Source organism: Microbacterium sp. SORGH_AS_0888, from assembly GCF_030818905.1.
Lineage (GTDB): Bacteria > Actinomycetota > Actinomycetes > Actinomycetales > Microbacteriaceae > Microbacterium.
The window spans coordinates 2,903,571-2,921,548 of the sequence record NZ_JAUTAZ010000001.1 but is presented as its reverse complement, the minus strand read 5'-3'; the positions used below and the strand labels follow the sequence as shown (position 1 = coordinate 2,921,548).

Annotated in this window: 22 protein-coding genes, 2 tRNA genes and 1 pseudogene; 14 read left to right on the top strand and 11 right to left on the bottom strand. The window is 66.9% G+C overall.

Annotated features, from left to right (window positions below; all coding sequences use genetic code 11):
- Positions 1-86: 86 nt before the first annotated feature.
- Complete coding sequence (locus QE381_RS14250; RefSeq protein WP_307219193.1) at positions 87-914, bottom strand: LuxR C-terminal-related transcriptional regulator; 828 nt, start codon at positions 912-914, stop codon at positions 87-89.
- 112 nt (positions 915-1,026) lie between these two features.
- Here QE381_RS14250 and hxlB point away from each other — a divergent pair, with 112 nt between their 5' ends.
- Together hxlB and hxlA are read left to right on the top strand one after the other, a co-directional pair.
- The gene (hxlB, locus tag QE381_RS14245; protein WP_307219191.1) at positions 1,027-1,599 is read left to right on the top strand and encodes a 6-phospho-3-hexuloisomerase; all 573 of its coding nucleotides are present in this window, start codon (positions 1,027-1,029) and stop codon (positions 1,597-1,599) included.
- Positions 1,600-1,646: 47 nt separating this feature from the next.
- Positions 1,647-2,285, top strand: coding sequence for a 3-hexulose-6-phosphate synthase (hxlA, locus tag QE381_RS14240; protein WP_307219189.1), 639 nt, complete (start codon positions 1,647-1,649; stop codon positions 2,283-2,285).
- A gap of 74 nt (positions 2,286-2,359) precedes the next feature.
- Here hxlA and QE381_RS14235 read toward each other — a convergent pair whose 3' ends face one another.
- Complete coding sequence (locus QE381_RS14235) at positions 2,360-2,938, bottom strand: NADPH-dependent F420 reductase (RefSeq protein ID WP_307219187.1); 579 nt, start codon at positions 2,936-2,938, stop codon at positions 2,360-2,362.
- 103 nt (positions 2,939-3,041) lie between these two features.
- On the opposite strand from QE381_RS14235, the gene QE381_RS14230 reads away from it, so the two are divergent.
- From QE381_RS14230 to QE381_RS14205, 6 genes are all read left to right on the top strand, one after another.
- Positions 3,042-3,590, top strand: coding sequence for a MarR family winged helix-turn-helix transcriptional regulator (locus tag QE381_RS14230; protein ID WP_373426953.1), 549 nt, complete (start codon positions 3,042-3,044; stop codon positions 3,588-3,590).
- A 27-nt stretch (positions 3,591-3,617) separates the two neighbouring features.
- Positions 3,618-3,890 carry a hypothetical protein gene (locus QE381_RS14225; protein WP_307219183.1) on the top strand — a complete coding sequence of 91 codons (273 nt, stop codon included), beginning with the start codon at positions 3,618-3,620 and terminating at the stop codon, positions 3,888-3,890.
- A gap of 322 nt (positions 3,891-4,212) precedes the next feature.
- Positions 4,213-4,503, top strand: a complete 291-nt coding sequence (locus QE381_RS14220; protein WP_307219181.1) for a hypothetical protein — start codon at positions 4,213-4,215, stop codon at positions 4,501-4,503.
- Positions 4,504-4,640: 137 nt separating this feature from the next.
- Positions 4,641-4,976, top strand: a complete 336-nt coding sequence (locus tag QE381_RS14215) for a VOC family protein (RefSeq protein WP_307219179.1) — start codon at positions 4,641-4,643, stop codon at positions 4,974-4,976.
- Between the two features lie 4 nt (positions 4,977-4,980).
- Positions 4,981-5,262 carry a helix-turn-helix transcriptional regulator gene (locus QE381_RS14210; protein WP_307219177.1) on the top strand — a complete coding sequence of 94 codons (282 nt, stop codon included), beginning with the start codon at positions 4,981-4,983 and terminating at the stop codon, positions 5,260-5,262.
- Positions 5,252-5,848: a hypothetical protein gene (locus QE381_RS14205; RefSeq protein ID WP_307219175.1), complete on the top strand. Its 597-nt coding sequence runs from the start codon at positions 5,252-5,254 to the stop codon at positions 5,846-5,848. The genes QE381_RS14210 and QE381_RS14205 overlap by 11 nt, the downstream gene beginning before the upstream one ends.
- Positions 5,849-6,239: 391 nt before the next feature.
- On the opposite strand, the gene QE381_RS14200 is transcribed toward QE381_RS14205, so the two are convergent.
- From QE381_RS14200 to QE381_RS14180, 5 genes and pseudogenes are all read right to left on the bottom strand, one after another.
- Positions 6,240-6,431 carry a hypothetical protein gene (locus QE381_RS14200; protein WP_307219173.1) on the bottom strand — a complete coding sequence of 64 codons (192 nt, stop codon included), beginning with the start codon at positions 6,429-6,431 and terminating at the stop codon, positions 6,240-6,242.
- Positions 6,401-6,703, bottom strand: a pseudogene (locus QE381_RS14195) (hypothetical protein); the annotation flags it as partial. The pseudogene QE381_RS14195 and the gene QE381_RS14200, both read right to left, overlap by 31 nt.
- An 84-nt stretch (positions 6,704-6,787) precedes the next feature.
- Positions 6,788-7,213 carry an aldehyde dehydrogenase family protein gene (locus QE381_RS14190; RefSeq protein ID WP_307219171.1) on the bottom strand — a complete coding sequence of 142 codons (426 nt, stop codon included), beginning with the start codon at positions 7,211-7,213 and terminating at the stop codon, positions 6,788-6,790.
- Positions 7,214-7,499: 286 nt separating this feature from the next.
- Positions 7,500-8,945: an APC family permease gene (locus QE381_RS14185; RefSeq protein WP_373426952.1), complete on the bottom strand. Its 1,446-nt coding sequence runs from the start codon at positions 8,943-8,945 to the stop codon at positions 7,500-7,502.
- Between the two features lie 45 nt (positions 8,946-8,990).
- Positions 8,991-9,794 carry a tyrosine-protein phosphatase gene (locus tag QE381_RS14180; RefSeq protein WP_307219169.1) on the bottom strand — a complete coding sequence of 268 codons (804 nt, stop codon included), beginning with the start codon at positions 9,792-9,794 and terminating at the stop codon, positions 8,991-8,993.
- A 188-nt stretch (positions 9,795-9,982) separates the two neighbouring features.
- Here QE381_RS14180 and QE381_RS14175 point away from each other — a divergent pair, with 188 nt between their 5' ends.
- From QE381_RS14175 to QE381_RS14155, 5 genes are all read left to right on the top strand, one after another.
- Positions 9,983-10,600: a TetR/AcrR family transcriptional regulator gene (locus QE381_RS14175; protein ID WP_307219166.1), complete on the top strand. Its 618-nt coding sequence runs from the start codon at positions 9,983-9,985 to the stop codon at positions 10,598-10,600.
- Positions 10,601-10,629: 29 nt separating this feature from the next.
- The gene (gene solA, locus QE381_RS14170) at positions 10,630-11,757 is read left to right on the top strand and encodes an N-methyl-L-tryptophan oxidase (protein WP_307219165.1); all 1,128 of its coding nucleotides are present in this window, start codon (positions 10,630-10,632) and stop codon (positions 11,755-11,757) included.
- A 115-nt stretch (positions 11,758-11,872) separates the two neighbouring features.
- Positions 11,873-12,835 (top strand): phosphotransferase, encoded by a 963-nt coding sequence (locus QE381_RS14165; RefSeq protein WP_307219163.1) that lies wholly within the window; start codon positions 11,873-11,875, stop codon positions 12,833-12,835.
- An 82-nt stretch (positions 12,836-12,917) separates the two neighbouring features.
- The gene (locus tag QE381_RS14160) at positions 12,918-14,288 is read left to right on the top strand and encodes an aspartate aminotransferase family protein (protein WP_307219161.1); all 1,371 of its coding nucleotides are present in this window, start codon (positions 12,918-12,920) and stop codon (positions 14,286-14,288) included.
- A gap of 101 nt (positions 14,289-14,389) precedes the next feature.
- Positions 14,390-14,791: a hypothetical protein gene (locus QE381_RS14155; protein ID WP_307219159.1), complete on the top strand. Its 402-nt coding sequence runs from the start codon at positions 14,390-14,392 to the stop codon at positions 14,789-14,791.
- Between the two features lie 40 nt (positions 14,792-14,831).
- On the opposite strand, the gene QE381_RS14150 is transcribed toward QE381_RS14155, so the two are convergent.
- Positions 14,832-15,599 carry an EamA family transporter gene (locus QE381_RS14150; RefSeq protein ID WP_307219157.1) on the bottom strand — a complete coding sequence of 256 codons (768 nt, stop codon included), beginning with the start codon at positions 15,597-15,599 and terminating at the stop codon, positions 14,832-14,834.
- A gap of 169 nt (positions 15,600-15,768) precedes the next feature.
- Between QE381_RS14150 and QE381_RS14145 the strand changes: the two genes are divergently transcribed.
- A complete protein-coding gene (locus QE381_RS14145) occupies positions 15,769-16,347 on the top strand; it encodes a CGNR zinc finger domain-containing protein (protein WP_307219155.1) in 579 nt (192 codons plus the stop codon).
- 65 nt (positions 16,348-16,412) lie between these two features.
- Here the strand turns inward: QE381_RS14145 and QE381_RS14140 are convergent.
- The 3 genes from QE381_RS14140 to QE381_RS14130 form a co-directional block, all read right to left on the bottom strand.
- A tRNA-Met gene (locus QE381_RS14140) sits at positions 16,413-16,486 on the bottom strand.
- Between the two features lie 35 nt (positions 16,487-16,521).
- A tRNA-Thr gene (locus QE381_RS14135) sits at positions 16,522-16,593 on the bottom strand.
- 69 nt (positions 16,594-16,662) lie between these two features.
- On the bottom strand, positions 16,663-17,793 hold the full coding sequence (locus QE381_RS14130; protein ID WP_307219153.1) for a M23 family metallopeptidase: 1,131 nt from the start codon (positions 17,791-17,793) through the stop codon (positions 16,663-16,665).
- Between the last annotated feature and the right edge of the window lie 185 nt (positions 17,794-17,978).

The following is a 17,978-nucleotide window of genomic DNA, read 5'->3' as shown; positions in this document are numbered from 1 at the left end:
GCCCGGCCTGGACGGCCTTGACAAACGCGAGGTCCGCCCTGCGTCCCGTGCCGAGCCCCACGATGGCGGCGATTCCCGGTGGACGGTCAGGCGCGGGAGGTGAACGCGGCGAGCTCCGCCCGAGTCCTGGCCCCCTGCTTTCGGAGCAGATTGGCCACGTGATACTTGACGGTGTTCGTGCTGATGCCGAGGCCCCCGGCGATCTCCCGGTTGCCGACGCCGGTCACGAGCAGCCGGAGGACGTCGCGTTCGCGCTCGGTGAGGTCGGCATCCGCGGGCGCCTCCGCCGATCGCGGCACGGGGTCGAGCGGGAGCGAGACATCCAGGATGGAACCCCACCCCGGCGTGGAGGCGACCGCCAGGGTCCCGTCGAGGGCCACGACGCGCTCGGCGATCGGGCGGATGGCGTCGTCGTGGACGTCGAGCGTCCCGGCGCCGTCGTCACGGAGCTGCATGAGCAGGTTGCGGCCGTCGCAGTCCCACTGGATGCGGACCCGACGCGCAGCGCCGGCGTCGACCAGGGCGAGCACGGCGGATCGGACGATCGCCCGCGCGCTGTGGGCGACGCCGCCGGGGAGCGCCCGGCCGGTGGCGGGCGGTTCGACGAACTGCACGTCGAGGTCGCCGAATCGCACGAGGGGACGCAGGTCGGCGCGCAGGCGGGAGAACGCGCCGCTCACGGGCTCGAGGATGGTGCTCCACCGACGATCGGTCGCGGTGCGGAGCTCGACGAGCGCGGCCGACGCGATCTCGACCGCCTCGGCGCGGGCGGCGGCGTCGGACAGCCGCGTCGATCGCAGCGCCGCGAGCAGCGACTCGAGCGTCAGCGCATGGCGATCGGCCTGCTCCGCGACGGTCCGGGCGTGCTCGGCGGCCGCCGACCGGCTGGCGGGGGTCCGAGCGTCTTCTGCCACGTCAACCGAACCTACCCGTCCTACCCGAAGGGGTGGACCTACCCGATCGGGCGGGATCGCCGCCTGGATGGGCAGCGGCGGGAGCGACCGATCCGGGGGCACGATCGTCGCTATGGCCTCCACCACCGTCGCCGACGCCCTCGGCGTGATCGGCGTCGAACTGCAGAACGTCGTCACCGCGCTCCGCGGGGTCGACCAGGAGCCGTTCGAGCGCGCGCTCGGGCTGCTGACCGAGGCGCAGCGCGTGTTCGTGCACGGCGCCGGCCGCTCCGGGCTGGCGTTGCGCTCCACGGCGATGCGGCTCATGCATCTCGGCCTCGACGTGCATGTCGTCGGCGAGGTCACCGCACCGGCGATCCGCGGCGGCGACCTGCTCCTCGTCGCGAGCGGCTCCGGCACCACGGGCGGAATCGTCCGGGCGGCTCGTACCGCGGCCGAGGTCGGGGCCCGCGTGCTGGCGGTGTCGACCACGAGCACATCGCCGCTGTCCGAGGTCGCCGACGAGACCCTCGTCGTGCCCGCGGCGACGAAGACCGACCGCTCGGGCGCGGCGTCCGCGCAGTACGCGGGAAGTCTCTTCGAGCAGGCCGTCGGAGTCCTCGGCGATGCACTGTTCCACGCGCTCTGGCAACGCAGCGGTCAGAGCGCCGACGACCTGTGGCCCCGCCACGCCAACCTCGAATGACGCGCGCCGGAAACCCGGCGACGAACCACCACCGGAAGGACACACCCATGCAGCTCCAGTTCGCCATCGACACCCTGACGACCGAGCACGCCCTCGACCTGGCGGGCAAGGCGGCACCCTACGTCGACGTGCTCGAGCTCGGCACCCCGCTCATCAAGAGCGCCGGCCTCTCGGCGATCACGGCGGTCAAGCAGGCGCATCCGGACAAGATCGTCTTCGCCGATCTGAAGACGATGGATGCCGGCGAGCTCGAGGCCGACATCGCGTTCCGGGCCGGCGCCGACCTCGTCACGGTGCTCGGGGTCGCCGGGGACAGCACGATCGCGGGCGCCGTCAAGGCCGCGAAGGCCCACGGCAAGGGCGTCGTCGTCGACCTGATCGGCGTCCCGGACAAGGCCGCCCGCGCGAAGGAGGTCACGGCGCTCGGCGTCGAGTTCGTCGAGATGCATGCCGGTCTCGACGAGCAGGCCGAAGCGGGCTTCACCTTCGAGACGCTGCTGCGCGACGGCGAAGCGTCGGGCGTCGCCTTCTCGGTCGCCGGCGGCATCACGGCTCGCACGATCCGCGCCGTGCAGGAGTCCGGAGCCCGCGTCGCGGTCGCCGGCAGCGCGATCTACAGCGCGGACGACGTGGCGGCCGCCGCTGCCGAGCTCCGCGAGGCGATCACGGAGTCGGCCGCGGTCTGATCGACATCCGGATATTTCCGGCTGCCCCTCGCGGAACGACGGGCAGCCGGAAGGATGTCGGGGCGTGATCGGTGTCAGCGAACGACGGCGAAGCCGGAGGTCCAGGACACCTGCTCGCCGACGGCGAGGGTGAGCTGGAGGAAGCCGATCGCCTCGAGCTCGCGCGCACGACTGAGGGCGCCCGCGTCGACGGCGGACACACCGCCGGCCGTGACGGCCGCGGAGAGCACGCCCTTCGCCGCGGCGTCGTCGCCCGCGATGAGCACGGTGGTCGGGACCTCGCCCACCTTCTTCGCGGCGAGGGTGGCGGCGAAGTTGGTGTTGAACGCCTTCAGGACGGAGCTCTCCGGGAGCTTGGCCTGCAGCTGGGCGGCGGCGGAGCTGTCGGCCGGCACCAGGAGCGAGTCGAAGGTCTCGAAGTTCAACGGGTTGGTGATGTCGACGACGACCTTGCCCGCGAGCTGATCGCCCGCCACGGAGACGATGTCCTCGATCGCCCCGTACGGCACCGCGAGGACGACGACGTCGGTGTCGATGGTCGCGGAGGAGAGCTGCTCGTGCCCGACGTGCACCACGTCGCTTCCGCCGGCGGCGAGGAGACCGCCGATCGCGTTGCCCATGTTTCCGGTTCCGATGATGGTGAATGTCGACATGATGTCCGCTTCCTCTCGAATCGACGAGTCCGACGACCCCTCGGTGAATTTTTGTTGCACCTGAAACCATACTCTTTTTACTTGTATCTACAAGCTCTGTAGGATGATCGTCGTGGAAGCCCTCACGCACGATGAACGCGTCGCCGTCGCGCGACTGCGCGCACTGCTGGAGCTTCTGCCGACCGCCCTGGATCGGCATCTCACCGATGCGGGCCTCACCTCGTTCGAGTTCTCACTGCTGGAGGCGCTCTTCGAGGCCGATCATCACCGGCTCCGGCTGACGGCGCTGGCCGCGCGCACGAACGCCACGCTCCCCCGCCTGTCGCGCGTCGTCACCGGACTCGAGAAGAAGGGCCTGGTCGGCAAGGCCGCGTGCGAGCAGGACGGTCGGGCGACCAACGCCGTTCTCACCGACTCGGGCGAGCGCGCCTATCTGGACAACCGGCCGCACTTCGAGAACGCCGTGCGGGAGATGATCCTCAGCGCACTCGATCCCGGCGGGGTGCAACGGCTGGCCGACATCTCCTACGCCATCCTGAGCAAGCTCGATCCCGACCGTCGGCTGGCGGTCACGACCGACGGCTCCGCCGAGGACTGCGACGCCGACCCGCGGAGATGCGCCGCCGACCCCGCGCCTCGGCGAGGGTCCTAGCTCCCGACGCGGGGGGAGAATCTCGACGTGGACACCGCATCGGCGCTGGAGCACTCGCTCCGGGAGCTGAGCGCACTGCTCGACTCCGTCGGGGAGGCGTCCTGGGCGGAGAGGTCCCCCCGCGCGGCCGACCGCATCGCCGCGGGAGGAGACCCCGAGCACGTGAGACGCGCCTTCGGCGGAATGGGCAGTCTGAACGACCTCGTGATCCACACGGCCAACGGGCACGCGATCGCCACGGACCAGATCCCTCCGGTGAACCGAAGACTCGATCAGCTTCGTGACCGGATCTACTCGTAGTCCCGCTCCGCGTGACGAGCGTCCCCGGGAGCGGGGCGACCACGGCAAGCGGATGCCTGGCCTTCATGGACTCGAAGGCTCCCGGCGGTCGTGATCTCGTCCATCACTGGGCCTCGAACCGCCCTGCCCGGGCTCACCCCCTACGCGGCGTCCGAGGGAGGGCTCGAAGCGCTGGTGCGCGGAGCGGCCTTCGGGCTTGCGTCCTGACCCCGGCCCTGGAGGAGGCGTTCGGCCCGGAAGGCGTTGCGACGGCGATCGACAGAATTCCGACCGGTTCCTCGCGTCGCCGGCAGCCGCGTTCGTCACGGGCCAGGCGCTCGTCGTGAACGCCGGACAGACGCCGGTCGAGCTCGCACAGCCGGACGATCCGAGTGGAGAGTTCGGGATCGCCAGCCTCGCGGAGCAGATGACCGGCCACGAGACGCCGCTCACGTTCATCGGAGCCGTGCGCAACGTCGTCGAGTCCCCGCACCGCGACTATGACTGGCCGACGCCGCACGCGTACTTCGGAGTCTGGGCCTCGGACAACGCCCCGATCGTCGAGGGCACCTGGGTGAGCATCCGCGACGACCCCCAACTTCGCGATCGGCATTGGTTCCCGCTCGCACGGTGACACCGAGCACGAGTCGGGGCCAGCCGACCGCCGCAACCTCGACCTGCCTCGACACCGGCGGCACGACGTGGGTCGTCGGCATCACTCTAGATATTTCGTATAGAACCGAAGTATCATGGTCGAGAGAGGAGATCGCGATGTCGGACAAGCAAGCGGTCATCGGGCACTTCGACGTGACCGGCCCGGAGCTGGACAGGTTGTCCGCGTTCTACGGCACGGTGTTCGGCTGGGATGTCACCTCGCGTGGACCCGGCTATGCACAAGTCTCGACGCCGCAGCTCAACGGCGCTCTCGCGGAGACTCCCGAGGCGTCGTTGACCATCGGCGTCATCGTCGTCGACCTCGATGAGGCGTTGGAGAAGGCCGTGCAGGCTGGCGGCTCGGTGGTGATGCCCGCGACGGACAACGGATGGGTGACCAAGGCGACGGTGCTGGATCCCGCGGGCAACGCCGTGACCCTGATCCAGAAGTAGCACGGTGGACTCCTCAACGCTCGATGAGGTCCTGCGCGCATTGGCACATCCCGATCGACGGTCGTTTCTGGCGGCCTGCCTCGATGCCGAACAGGCCGCCGGGGACCTCGCGAGCCTGTCGGACCTGGCAGTGGCCACCGTGTCCGAACACTTGAAAGTGCTTCGCAAGTCGGGGCTGCTCGTCCTGGAGCGCCGGGGGCGATTCTGGATGTATCGCACGGATGCCGCCCTCCTCGACGAAGTGGCGTCCGAGATCGCACAGGTCGGAGGGCGACATGGGTCGTGAAGCGGTCGTGCAGGCCGAGGTCGCCGGTCGTCTCGTTGATCTGAAAGCTCTGCTCGAAGCCTCAGAACTGATCCTGCGCGCACCGATCAGCCGCCGGATCCCCATCAGGGACATCACCGAGGTCGTCGTCGATGGCGACGCCCTGCGGTTGCGGTGCGGGGAGGAGCCCCTCGTGCTCCACCTGGGCGAGCGAGCAGCGCATTCCTGGGCGAAAGCAATCCTCACGCCACCTCCGACACTGCGCGACAAACTCGGCCTGTCGGATGGCGCGACGGCGATCATGGTCGGCGAGACGGACGATCCCGCCCTCCTGGCCGCGACGCAGGACTCGCTCACGAGCGACCGCCGCACCGCTGGCATGATCATCGCCTGCATCCACCGGCCGGATGACGTGGTCGACGCGCTCGCCATACTGGCTTCGGGTCCACCGGTGCCGATGTGGGCGGTCTATCCGAAGGGTAGAAACGTCGCCTTCGGTGATAGCGCGATCCGAGACGCGCTGCGCAGAGAGGGGATGCGTGACACGAAGACCTGCGCCGTGTCCGCAGTCCTGACCGCCACGCGATATCACCCCGGACGATCGTGACGGCGGACGGAGGAGCCCACCCCTTCAACACGCGCGAGAAGGGTCCGTTCGCGTGCGGGGAGCGGAACTGTCCGAGAAGGCCGGAGTTCCCTCCGAGAAGTAGATCCAGTACACCACTACTCGAATAAATCGGCGCTCCCGCCGCCACCCCCGGTGGAACTGCGGAAATTGGCTGACGCGGAAGGGGAAGTTCGCGTCACATCTCAACGAAGGACCCCGGATATCTCACTCCGGGGGCCTTCGCAGTGGATCGGAGTCGCCCCGACGGTGGCACGCCGCGAAAAACTCTCTAGGGGCGTTGGAGGAGAGAGGCGAGGCTACGACCATCCACCCGCGGTCGTCGTCTCACTGTCGCTCGCGGGGTGATTTGTGCGGACTCCCACCAGGCAGTTCAGGCAACGTGGGCGAGGAACTCCCGCAGGCGGGGGTGCTCGGGGTTGGCAAGGACTTTCCGCGCGTTGTCGTCGACGATGATGTGCCCCTTCTCGGTGAACCGCAGGCGCGTGTCGACGTCGCGGGCGAAGGCCATCTCGTGTGTGACGACGACCATGGTCATGCCGTCAGCGGCGAGCGATCGCACCACCTGGAGCACCTCTTGAAGGCCAGCTCCTTCGACATCTGCAAAACCCCCGGGCCGTAGTCCGAGGCCCTCGAAAGCTCCGTCCGATGGTGCTTGATCTCCGCGAAAACCATGGACTGAATGAGGCCGCTGATGCGAAGGAGCGCGTCGACACGCTTACCTTCGCCCGCAATGCTGTGCCCCTTGACCACCTGTTCCAGTTTCGACGTTGACCATGAAGTCAGCAGCTGCGAACCCAACCCAATCCCAAGAACCCACGGATTCTCCTCGAAGAACTTCTGCCGAACGAATTCGGCACCCTTGTTCGGCTCTACGAGGTCGTCGAAGAACGTGTTGACGTATCCTTTCCCCGCACAATCCTAAGAATGTCCGTCGAGTGCGTCGTAGTGCACCTCGGCCTTCGACGCTCCGGCTTCGAAGACGACCTCCGGCTCGAGCACTGTGTCGGCGGCGTTGCGTGTCCAGATGGCGGCGGCGGTCACTTCGAAACAGGCGTTGGGGCCGTCCAGGGGCTTGCCCTGTTCTCGGGAGAGCAGCTGCGCCAGTTCTTCCGCGTTCGCGTCGATGTCATCTGCGATGGCGTTCAGGAGCCGGGATCGCTCCGTGTGGCCGAGCGCGTTCCAGACCGGCTGGGCTTTACGTGCTGCCGCGATTGTGGCGTCGAGGTCGGCGGCGGTGTGCACCGGCGCATAGCCGATGGTCTCTCGTGTGGCGGCGTCGGGGATGGCGCGGCCTTGTGTCTCCGGGACAGATACGTTGTCCAGGATGGTGGCTGTCGTGCTCATTGTGGCCTCCTTGCTCACGCTCCGGTGCGCGGTGTGAGGTGATCCTCCAGTGGCTACTCGACCGGGGCAGCTGATCACCTCGGATTGACACCTATGTCAGATCCACTCGCGATGGTAGGCGGGCTCTTCAGCCACTTGGTGGGGTGAGGAGAGATGTGCGTGTGCGGCATGGCATCGTGCGCGCCCAGCACACCCCGGGGTTGATGACGAAACGTCAGCGCCCGCCGAAACGGGGCTTCGGCGGGCGCTGACGTCGGCGGAGCCGAGCATGGTGATGGGCGAGTGATCAGACCCGCTCAGTGGAGTAGTCGATGTTCTTCTTTGCGAGCGCTCGGACGACTCCGAGGACGAACAGGACGGGCAATCCGAGCAGCAGCCAGCTCGCCGCCGGCGCTCCTCCGGAAAGGACGTCGTAGTTGATCAGAGTGGTGTAGCCGATGTAGAGGAAGACGAGGAACGAGATCGTGGGCGCGACGAAAGTGACCAGGAGGTTTCCCTCGCTCTTGTTGCGCCGGAAGTAGACCACGATCGCAGCGGAAGTCAGGACCAGGATGGATACGAATCCGGCCGTGCCGAGCGCGCTGAACCAGTAGTACACGACGGTGAACGCGTCGGCCCCGGTGAGCAGGAACGCGGCGAGGATGATGGCAACCACGGCGGCGTTGACCAGGCTTGCGGTGGCGGGTGCCCCGCGGCGCGAGACGCGGCTGATGGAGCGGTGCAGGACGCCCGCGCGGCCGAGTGCGAACAGGTAGCGGGAGAACATGTTGTTCAGGCCGAGCATCATCGCGATGTAGCTGGTGACGACGAGGACCTGCATGGTGTTGCTCAGCCATACCCCAGCGTTGTCCGCAGCGAGGGCGAAGACGATACCGGCGGGGTCAGCGGTGGCTGCTTCCTGGACTGTGTCGACACCGATTGCGCCGGAGATCACCCAGGTGGAGAGCGAATAGAAGAGCCCGACGAACGCGATGACGGCGTACAGGGCGCGCGGGATGGTACGTCGGGGGTTGATGGCTTCTTCGCTGAACACGACGGTCGCCTCGAAGCTGGTGAAGCAGAGGAAGGCGAACAGGAAGGCGATGCCCAGCGCGGGGCTGAATATGTTCTCAGCAGTGAACCCGGCGAAGCTGAACACGCCGAGGCCGTTCTTGATGATGAGGGTTCCCAGGAGGATCGCGATGATCACCGTTTCGGCGACGATGAGGACGCCGAGCACTTTCAGGCTCGCGTCGACGCCGCGGATGGTGAGTGCGGTGACCAGGGCGAGCGTGACGAGGATCCAGAGCAGCGGCGGCAGGTCGACACCGGTGAAGGCGACCACCAGCTGCTGGGTGAATACGCCGTAGGACGCCCAGAGACCCACCTGCAGCGTGACGTAGGTGAATACGGCGATACCGGCGCCTCCGGTTGCCCATTTCTTGCCGAGACCGCGATCGATGTAGGCCACGAACCCGCCAGCGTTGGTGATCTGACGGCTCATCCGGAGGTAGCCCACCGAGAACAGGGCGATCAGTAGCGCGGCGATGACGAATACCAGGGGGGTGGCACCTCCGACCAGGGAGAACAGGATGGGACCGGCGGCGACGACCGCGGCCATGGGCGCGGCGGCGGCGATCACGAAGAACGCGATCGCAATGACGCCGAGACGGCCTCGGCGCAGTTGGTTCGTGCTGCCGCCGTCGTCGGGAGACGGGGCCGCGTCAACGGTGGGGTTGATGTCCTGAGTCATGAGCGAGCTCTCTTGTCGGTGGGTGCGGGTGATGTGGAGCCGGATTTACTGAAGAAGTTGGGCCTGGAACGCGGCTCGACGGTCGGCGGTGATGCCGAGCCCGTCTTCTATGTACGCGGTGCGGGAGCCCCACGAACGTGTGACTGCGTCCCAGGCGTGAGCGAGGTACTCCGGGCGGGCCTCGAGGAGAGGGGCGAGGACTAGGCGCGTCTCATCGTCCGTGGGTACGGGGGCGCCAGATTCATCACGGATGACGTACTGCCGGTCGGGGTGTGAGCTTTCGAGGTAGTCGGCGATGATCCGCTCCTCGGGCACGTCGAGCACAGTGAGAAGAATCGCGACGGCCCAACCGGTTCGGTCTTTCCCGGCTGAGCAATGGATGACAACGGGATGCTCGTCTGCGAGCAGCTCAGCGAAGCAGTCTCGGTAAAGCGGAACGTGGGAGGCGATCGTGCTGCCGTATAGGCGCATCATCACCTCGGCCGCGCGCGTGGCGGTGAAGGTCGGGGCAAGCTTGTCGAGTCGGCCCGAGCGCAGGGCCGACCACACGGCGTCGTCCTCGGCCACGTAGCTCGGCCCACGAAGAGCTTCGGCAGCGTCCGGGAGCTCGGCGTCCTCCAAGGCGATCTCATCGGCCCCGCGAAGGTCGATTCTTCGGACACCGCGGGTGTTCAGGGACGTGCGGTACTCGCGAGTCGTTGCGCCGAAGTGCCCGCTGCGAAAGATCCGGCCAAAGCGCAGGGTGCGCCCCTCACGGTTCTCGATGCCACCCAGATCGCGGAAGTTGCGCACCTCAGGGGGAGGCGTCACGTTGCCGTGGCGCGCGTCGGTGTCCGATTGGGAGGTCATGACGGGAAGTCAACGAGCATGTGGTTTCCAATCACCACGTCATGCGTTACAACTTTGTTAAACGGCGTGTGCAGAAACTGTACGTCGTGTTTAGTGAACTTATCGACTCCCAAATTTGCGGCCCGCGATCTAACGTCGAGCCGCCGAGCACACGCTCAGCACCGGATAAGGACGAAGGGACCACGCGCATGAACGCAGCGAACAATGGCCAGCTTCCGCTGAGGGAGCGCAACCGTCTGCGAACCCGCAACGACATCCTCGATGCGGCAGCGCACCTCCTCAGCGAGAAGGGCTACGCGGAGACCACCCTGGAGGAACTCAGTCAGCGCGCGGGATTGTCCCGCGGCACGCTGTACGCGCACTTCCCGCAAGGACGCGACGAGATCGTCCAGGAGGTCTATCTACGCATCGCAGACGGGGTGTACCTGCACGGTGTCACCCTGCGTGACGACAGCACCAACATCATCGACCGGATCACCGCCCTGGCCCGAGCCCTGGTCGAAGCCACGAGCCGACCCGACGGTCGCTTCTACGGCATCATGGGCGCCGACATCGTCCCCATCCTGTCCAGGGTCATGGGAGGGACGTCCCGCTCGTTCGAGGCCCTGATGAAGCAGGACCTCCACGAGGCCCAGGACGCCGGCCTACTGCCGCCCTCTGCGCCCGTCGACGCCGTCGCCACCGCATTGACCGGAGCCATCCGCGCCAGCGGTGCCGCGGCGGCCCTGGACCCAGCAACCGCCGAGAACCACATCGAGGCCGTGCGATACATCGCCCGCGGCCTCCTTGCCGCCGCGCCCGTCTGAGCGCGCACCCAACCCCGCTAAGGAGAAACATGTCTGAAAAGCACTTTGACGTCATCGTCGTAGGACTCGGCCCCTGGGGCTCCTCGGCATCCTGGCACCTCGCCCGTCGAGGCAAGCGCGTCCTCGGCCTCGACCGCTTCACCCCGCCGCACGGCATGGGATCGCACGGAGGCGCGACCCGCCTCGCGCGACAGTCCAGCAGCGCCGGCGTCGCCTACACGACCCTGACGGAGCAGACCTTCGATCTCTGGAACACCCTCTCCGCGCAGACCGGAACCCCGATCCTCCAGCGAACCGGCAGCATCTTCGTCGGCCAGCCCGGATCGCTGTGGTTCGACAAGACCACCGCGTCGCTGGGTGGCAGCAACTTTGAGTACGAGTTCCTCGACGCCGCCGATGCCCGTCGCCGTTTCCCCTGGATGCGCGTGGGAGAGAACGAGGTGACCGTATGGGAACCCAACGGCACCGTCGGGCTCGTGAACAACGGAATCACTGCCCTGCAGGCCGAAGCACAGCGTCTCGGAGCACTCCTGCGCACGGATGAAGCCGTCCTCGGGTGGGAGGAAACCGCGTTTGGTGTTTCTGTCACCACGACTCTCGACACCTACACCGCTGACCGTCTCATCGTCGCTGTCGGTGCGCGTGCCAATGACCTGCTCCAGCTCGACCTGCCCTACAAGGTGGCACGCCAGGTCCTGGCCAACTTCCGCAACACCGGTGAGCCGCTTCCCGCCGTCTACTTCGCCAAGCCCATCGGCTCCGTCGAAGCACCTGCGTACGGATGCACCGAACCCAATGGCGACTGGAAGTTCTCGGTCCCCGGGTCTCCGCAGTGGATCGACCCGGAGAGCCTGAACCAAGCGCTTTTGCCCGGCGACATCGAGAAGATCCAGGAGGTGCTCGCCGATCGACTGCCGAGCATCGACCTCACTCCTCTGTCCACCACCGTCTGCATGTGGTCGGAGGTGGAGGACGGGCACTGGGTCATCGGGGAGCACCCCGACTCGGACCGGGTGATCATCGGCACCGGCGACATGGGGCGCGGCTTCCGATACGCCGCCGTCGTCGGAGAAATCCTGGCCGACTATGTCGACGGCAAATCCCGTGCCGACGCGGCACTGTTCCGCCCCGGACGGTTCGCGTCCGCGACCGCCTGAAGAACCCCTGTTGGAGCTGGCGGGGTGTGGACGAGGAAGGCACTCCTCAACCACCCCGCCAGCGCCGGCGATCCACTTCCGTGACCCCCGCGACTAGCAAAGGACAGTCAAAGCCATGACTGAGATCTCCAACGTCGACATCGACGACGTCCGTACCATCCTCGCATCCTCCCCGTTCTGGTCTACCGCCGACATCACCGTTCAGCACCTGTCGGGCGGTGCCGCGCACCGGAACTTCCTCGTCACCGCCGGCGACGCGAAATGCGTGGTGAAGATCTGGAACAACTACTGGGAGTCCGTCGGAGTGCTGCCCCCGGCAGACGTCGTCCTTGCAAACACCGCAACCGCCGCCGCTCTTGGCATCGGGGCGCCCCTCATCGCCGTCTGCGCCGAGCCGCCGGGAGTCGCTCTGGAGTTCCTCCTCGGGAAAAGCCCCACACTTGCCGCCGACGATGATGCCGTCACCAAGCTCATTCCCGCCCTCCACCAGCTGCACCGCTCCGGCACCCGATTCGCCAACGACATCAACCCGTTCGAGCACGCACGCACCCTGTTCGCCGCTGCCCGCGCGCAGGGTTTCTCGCTGCCCGCGGGCATCAGCGAAGTCGAATCCGCGATGGCTGAGATCGAAGAAGCCCTCGACCTCCACAGCGAGGATTTCGTGCCGTGCCACAACGATCTGTGGGACGCGAACGTCATCACCGATCCGACGGGCAATTACCGTCTCATCGACTGGGATCTCGCCGGCAACACCGACCCCTCCTATGAAGTCGGCTTCCTCGCCGCCCAAAACTGCTTCGACCTCGAACGCACCAATCAACTGATCGCGGAGTACTTCGGGTCCAGCGACCCGCAAGTTCACGCACGCGTGCGCCTGTTCATGGCTGTCGCACATTGGTCGAACACCGCCCTCTGGGTCACCGCCCAAGGCAACCTCCGACCCGCCGACGACTTCGACTACGAGGCTGCCCTGCAAGACAGCTGGAACGGCCTGCTGCGCGAGCTCCTCGCGCCCAATTTCCGCACCCTCCTGGACACGGCCCGACACGCGCCCCGCAGAACCCACGTAGCGGCATAGTCCGGACCGACCCCTCCGCGGGCCCGCGCCCTCCGGGCTGTGAAGCTCCTCCCTACCTCGGCACCACGCAAAGGACATTGACATGACTACGCCCCCCGTCGACAGCACCCCTGACGTCCAGCCCGATACCGAACTGCTGGCACGACGTAAAGCAGTCCTCGGCCCATACTCGCCCACGTTTTACACCACCCCGCTCGAGCTGGTCTCCGGCGAGGGAGTGTGGCTCACCGACGTCGACGGCAAGACGTATCTCGACGGGTACAACAACGTGCCGCACGTCGGACACGCCAACCCTGTGGTCGCGGACGCCATGAACGAGCAGCTGCGCACCCTCAACTTGCACACGCGGTACCTCAACAACCGCGTCGTGGACTACGCGGAGAAGCTGCTCTCCACTTTCGAAGACCGCCTAGACCGCGTCTTCTTCACCAACAGCGGTTCCGAAGCCAACGAGCTCGCCCTCCGCGTCGCTCGACAGCACACCGGCAACACCGGCATCCTCATCTCGGATTTCAGCTACCACGGCAACACAACGAGCCTCGCCGAACTCACCACCGGTATCCACGTGGCAGAGCCGATCGGCGCGCACGTGCGCCCCATCCGCATCCCCGACGTCCTCGGAGCCGACACCGACGAGGGGAAGCTGCTCGACACCGCGTTGGCGGAGGTGGACGCGGCTATCGCCTCGCTCCGGGCCGCGGGGTACGGCGTTTCGGCCTTCTTGTTCGATTCCCTCTTCTCCACCGAAGGACTCGTCGTCCCCCCCGCCGGCTACGTCGAAGGCGTCGTAAATCGTGTCCACGCCGCTGGCGGGCTGGTCATCGCCGACGAAGTACAGTCCGGCTTCGGTCGTGTCGGCACGTCCATGTGGGGATACCAGATGTTCGACATCGAACCCGACCTGGTCGTCCTGGGAAAGCCGATGGGCAACGGCCAGCCCATCGGCGCCGCCATCACCACACAAGCCCTCTTGGAAGAGTTCGGCAGCCGCAACGTCTACTTCAACACCTTTGCAGGGAGCCCTGTCTCCTCGGCCGCAGGCATGGCCGTTCTGCAGGTGATGGAGGATCAAGACCTCCTCCGCAAGACTGCGGAGCTCGGTGACCACATCGCCGCACAGCTCACCCTCATCACCGCTACAAATCCACGCATCAAGAGCGTGCGCGGCCGAGGGCTCTTCTTCGGACTCGAAATCGTTCACCCAGACGATCGCCGCACGCCCGACCCCGCCTTCACTCGCGCTCTCGTCGAAGAGATGCGCGAACGCGGCATCCTCATCAGCAGGATTGGCCGCCACGACAACGTCCTGAAGATGCGTCCACCTCTCGTGTGCACTCGCGAGCACGCAGACCTTCTCATCAGCACGCTGGATGCCGCCCTTGACGCCGTCAACGAAGCCCACCTCATCGCGGCCGATGACACCAGCCACGCCACCGAACGCATCGACGTGTAGACAGCATCTCCGCATTCACCCACACCCCTTCGCTGGAACCGGATACCCAGCGGTCCTGCGCATGGAACACCCCGGTCCAGAGTGAGCGAAGCGTCGTCGCGATGCGACCTGCAGCGCTCTGGACGGGGGTGTTCCATGCCAGACGATCACCGCATCCGGTGACGCGCGGCGGCGCCCGTTACCGAGGCAAGACGTCTGCCACACCCAGCACCCTCGTCGCTGAGATCGTCGGGAAATATGAGTCCGGGGCGACGACGCCAACTCTTTGCGCTGAGTATTCAATCTCGAAGGGTGGCCTGCTCACGTTGCTCCGCGACGCGGGGGTTCAGCTCCGTCGCCAGCCGCTCAGTGATGAACAGGTCTATGAAGCTGCGGGGCTCTACATGGGCGGGGAGTCGATGACGGCCATCGCCGATCACTTTGACGTCAGCTACAACGGCATCCGCCAAGCATTCGTGCGAGCAGGAATCGAGCGTCGACCGCGCGGAGGAAGCCGACGCTGAGCGGCCCCGGTTCGTCGCCTCTCCTCGGCGCCGAGAGCGGTCAGCTTCGAGCCCACGTGATGATGCCGAGAGCGACAATGGCGACAACGAACCCCACGATGCGGCGGCGGGTGGGTCGCTCACGGTCGATCACGAAGGCCAGGGCGACAGTACTGGCCGGATACAGCGAGCTGATCACGGCGACGATCGACAGCATCCCGTTGCGGACCGCTTCGAGGTAGAGCGCGTTCGCGACGACATCCAGGATGCCGATGAGCGCGGCGAGCCAGAGAAGTCCGCGCCCCGGGCCGGGACGCGTGCGGATCGCCAAGCAGAAGCCCGTAAGGAGGGCCACGGAGACGACCCGCGCGGACAGGAGCGGCCACAATCCGGAGTCGTGGTCGGCCTGGTGCAGCCCGATGAACATCACTCCGCCCGCAAACCCCGCCAAGACTGCGACTCCGAGGATCACGCGCGGCACCGCCAGCCCGGTCGTGGTTGCACCCGAGCTGATGAGACCCACGGCGACCACCGCCAGGATGATCCCGCCGACAGCGAGAGCGCTGGGACGCTCGCCCGTGACGAAGCCGACCACGACCGGCAACGATGCAGCGGCGACGGCGGAGACCGGAGCGACGACGGCGGCGGGACCGTGTGCGAAGGCGTAGTAAAGAGTCGTCAACGCGACCGCCGCCCCAAGACCTCCGACCCCACCCCAGACAAGACTGCCGATCGAGGGCACCGGACTCCCCAGCACGAGAACGGCCGCAGCGACCAGAGCCAGGCTCACCACCTGAGCGACGAGAGTGACCAGCGCACTGGGGAGCACCCGGCTCGCCTTGCCACCACCATAGTCAGCCGCTCCGTAAAGAAGGGCACTGAGAAGGGCGAGAAGCGTAGACACGGGACCTCCTGCATCGGTTACCGGTACCCGCAATTTAGTAGTAACAGGACAGTGACTGTTACCTCATATCGTTTCTAACAGGTAACATCGCACTATGGAGCAACCCGGGAGTCGTCAGCCCGCACCCCCACCACTGGACCTCATTCAGGACCTCGCGAACAGCTTCGACCTCGAAAGCGGACGAGAAAGCCTCGTCTCGCCGAGAGACATGGACGCCTTCGCCCGCGCCCACGGGATGCACGGCACCCGCTTCTCATCCGCCGAGCTGCACGATGTCCGCCAGTTCCGGGATGCACTCCGCGAATGCTGCATCGCTCACGCCGGACACACCCCAGACCCAGCCCAGCTCTCCTTCCTGAATGACGTACTGGCGCGGGTCCCGATGAACGTCCGGGTCGCCCCGGACGCTGAGCCGACCCTCGAAGCAGCTACTCCGGGCACTCATCTCGACGCCCTCGTCGCGCGTGTTCAGGATGCGATCTACCGAGCCCAGGTCCAAGACAGCTGGACGCGCCTCAAGGCATGCGAATCCGAGACGTGCCGGTGGGTCTACTACGACAACAGCCCCAGCGGTCGGAGCCGCTGGTGCACCATGAGCGTGTGCGGCTCCCGCGCCAAGATGCGCGCATACCGAGCCCGCAAAGGCACGAGCCAAAGCGAATCGCCGCCTTAGACGACACGATGCGATCGGCGAGACATCGGGATTGTTCGAGTAAGACAGCTAACCTGTCCCCAAAGTAGCGGGAGCGGGGCTTGAACCCGCGACCTCACGATTATGAGTCGTGCGCTCTCACCAACTGAGCTACCCCGCCGCGCCACATCCACACGGCGAGATGTGGATGCTGCGAGCCCCGAGTCAGGATTGAACTGACGACCCCTTCCTTACCATGGAAGTGCTCTGCCACTGAGCTATCGGGGCGTGCTGCCCGCACGCGGGCAACCAGAAAAGAATACCAGAGCCGCGAGCGGGCGCCGAACTCGGATCGGCTCAGTCGCCGAGGCTCATCCGACCCGCGTTGGCGCGCAGCCAGGCGATCGGGTCGATCGGCGTGGTGCCTCCCTCGAGGACCTCGACGTGGGTGTGCGCACCGAACGAACGGCCCGTGTCCCCCGTGCGGCCGAGGTACTGACCGGCCACGACGGTGTCGCCGACCTTGACCTGCAGCGAGCCGTAGAGCATGTGCGCGTAGCGGGTCGAGACCAGCTTGCCGTCGATGACATGGTCGATCAGCACCGTCACGCCGTAGGCGCCGCCGCTCTCCGTGGCGATGCGCACGGTTCCCGCCGCGATGGCCTGCACATGCGCACCCTCGCCCGGGGTGAAGTCGGCCCCCTCGTGGAAGCCGCCGTCGCGCATGCCGAAGCCGTAGCTGATCGAGACACCCACCGCGAAGGGCCATTGGATCGCCGCGTTCGGGTTGTTGGTGTAGAAGTTCGAGAAGTAGGTGATGCCGTCCTGAGCGGCGATCGACGCGACGGACGCCGTGGAGTAGTCGCTGCGGTCGAGGGCGACGCTCTGCGCGTCGGCCGGGGCGACGTACGCCTGGATGTCGCCGGACGCAGCGCCACGCACATCGGAGGCGAGCCGGATCGAGCCGCCGGAGTTGGCCCCGGATGCCGCCGCCACCGCTTCGGCGGGAGTCGTCATCCCGACGGCCAGCAGACCGATGATCCCCATCGCTCCGATCGTCGCCGACGCGGCGGTCGCACGCCGGAACGACGAGCCGCGACCGAGAAGGCGCCGACGCGGAGCCTCGGGGGCGATCGGCGCCGCGACCGGCTCTTCGGCGGCGGCCGCCGCCGCCGCGACCTGCACCGGCGTCTCACCCGTGAAGGCGAACAGCTTCGCCGCCGCCTCGAACGCATCCGTCACGGCGCTGCCGTCGGCGGTCACCGCGTCGACGAACTCGGACTCGGGCACCGTGACCGGCTCGGGGTCCGCGACGGCCGCAGCGGCGGCTCCGGGAAGCGCGATCGGCGCCGTGGCGACCACCGGCGCGACGAGCGTGTCGGCCGCGATGACCGGATGTGCTTCCGTGCGCTCCGCCTCGCGTGCCGCCATCTCGCGCAGCTGACGACGGGTCAGCGGGACAGCGGGCGGCTGCACGGCAGCGGGCACGACGACATCCGCGGAATCGTGTCGTTCCGAGACCTCACTCAGAGGAGCGATACGGCGGCTACGGCGCGACGGCGCACTCGCGGCCACCATGTTCTCGGAAGTCAAAACGCAGTTCGCCTCAGTTCGTGTCGCATGGCGCGACAGATGTCACGATTCGGGTGATCCGTCGTTATCGGTCGGGCACC

Bases quoted from the DNA above. Each gene is read 5' to 3' on its own strand.
- hxlB (WP_307219191.1), top strand. From the start codon at position 1,027: ATGGCCTCCACCACCGTCGCCGACGCCCTCGGCGTGATCGGCGTCGAA.
- solA (WP_307219165.1), top strand. From the start codon at position 10,630: ATGTCTGAAAAGCACTTTGACGTCATCGTCGTAGGACTCGGCCCCTGG.
- QE381_RS14190 (WP_307219171.1), bottom strand. From the start codon at position 7,213: ATGAGCACGACAGCCACCATCCTGGACAACGTATCTGTCCCGGAGACA.
- QE381_RS14205 (WP_307219175.1), top strand. From the start codon at position 5,252: ATGGGTCGTGAAGCGGTCGTGCAGGCCGAGGTCGCCGGTCGTCTCGTT.
- QE381_RS14185 (WP_373426952.1), bottom strand. From the start codon at position 8,945: ATGACTCAGGACATCAACCCCACCGTTGACGCGGCCCCGTCTCCCGAC.
- hxlA (WP_307219189.1), top strand. From the start codon at position 1,647: ATGCAGCTCCAGTTCGCCATCGACACCCTGACGACCGAGCACGCCCTC.
- QE381_RS14235 (WP_307219187.1), bottom strand. From the start codon at position 2,938: ATGTCGACATTCACCATCATCGGAACCGGAAACATGGGCAACGCGATC.
- QE381_RS14160 (WP_307219161.1), top strand. From the start codon at position 12,918: ATGACTACGCCCCCCGTCGACAGCACCCCTGACGTCCAGCCCGATACC.
- QE381_RS14175 (WP_307219166.1), top strand. From the start codon at position 9,983: ATGAACGCAGCGAACAATGGCCAGCTTCCGCTGAGGGAGCGCAACCGT.
- QE381_RS14215 (WP_307219179.1), top strand. From the start codon at position 4,641: ATGTCGGACAAGCAAGCGGTCATCGGGCACTTCGACGTGACCGGCCCG.
- QE381_RS14230 (WP_373426953.1), top strand. From the start codon at position 3,042: ATGATCGTCGTGGAAGCCCTCACGCACGATGAACGCGTCGCCGTCGCG.
- QE381_RS14145 (WP_307219155.1), top strand. From the start codon at position 15,769: ATGGAGCAACCCGGGAGTCGTCAGCCCGCACCCCCACCACTGGACCTC.
- QE381_RS14180 (WP_307219169.1), bottom strand. From the start codon at position 9,794: ATGACCTCCCAATCGGACACCGACGCGCGCCACGGCAACGTGACGCCT.
- QE381_RS14155 (WP_307219159.1), top strand. From the start codon at position 14,390: ATGCGACCTGCAGCGCTCTGGACGGGGGTGTTCCATGCCAGACGATCA.
- QE381_RS14165 (WP_307219163.1), top strand. From the start codon at position 11,873: ATGACTGAGATCTCCAACGTCGACATCGACGACGTCCGTACCATCCTC.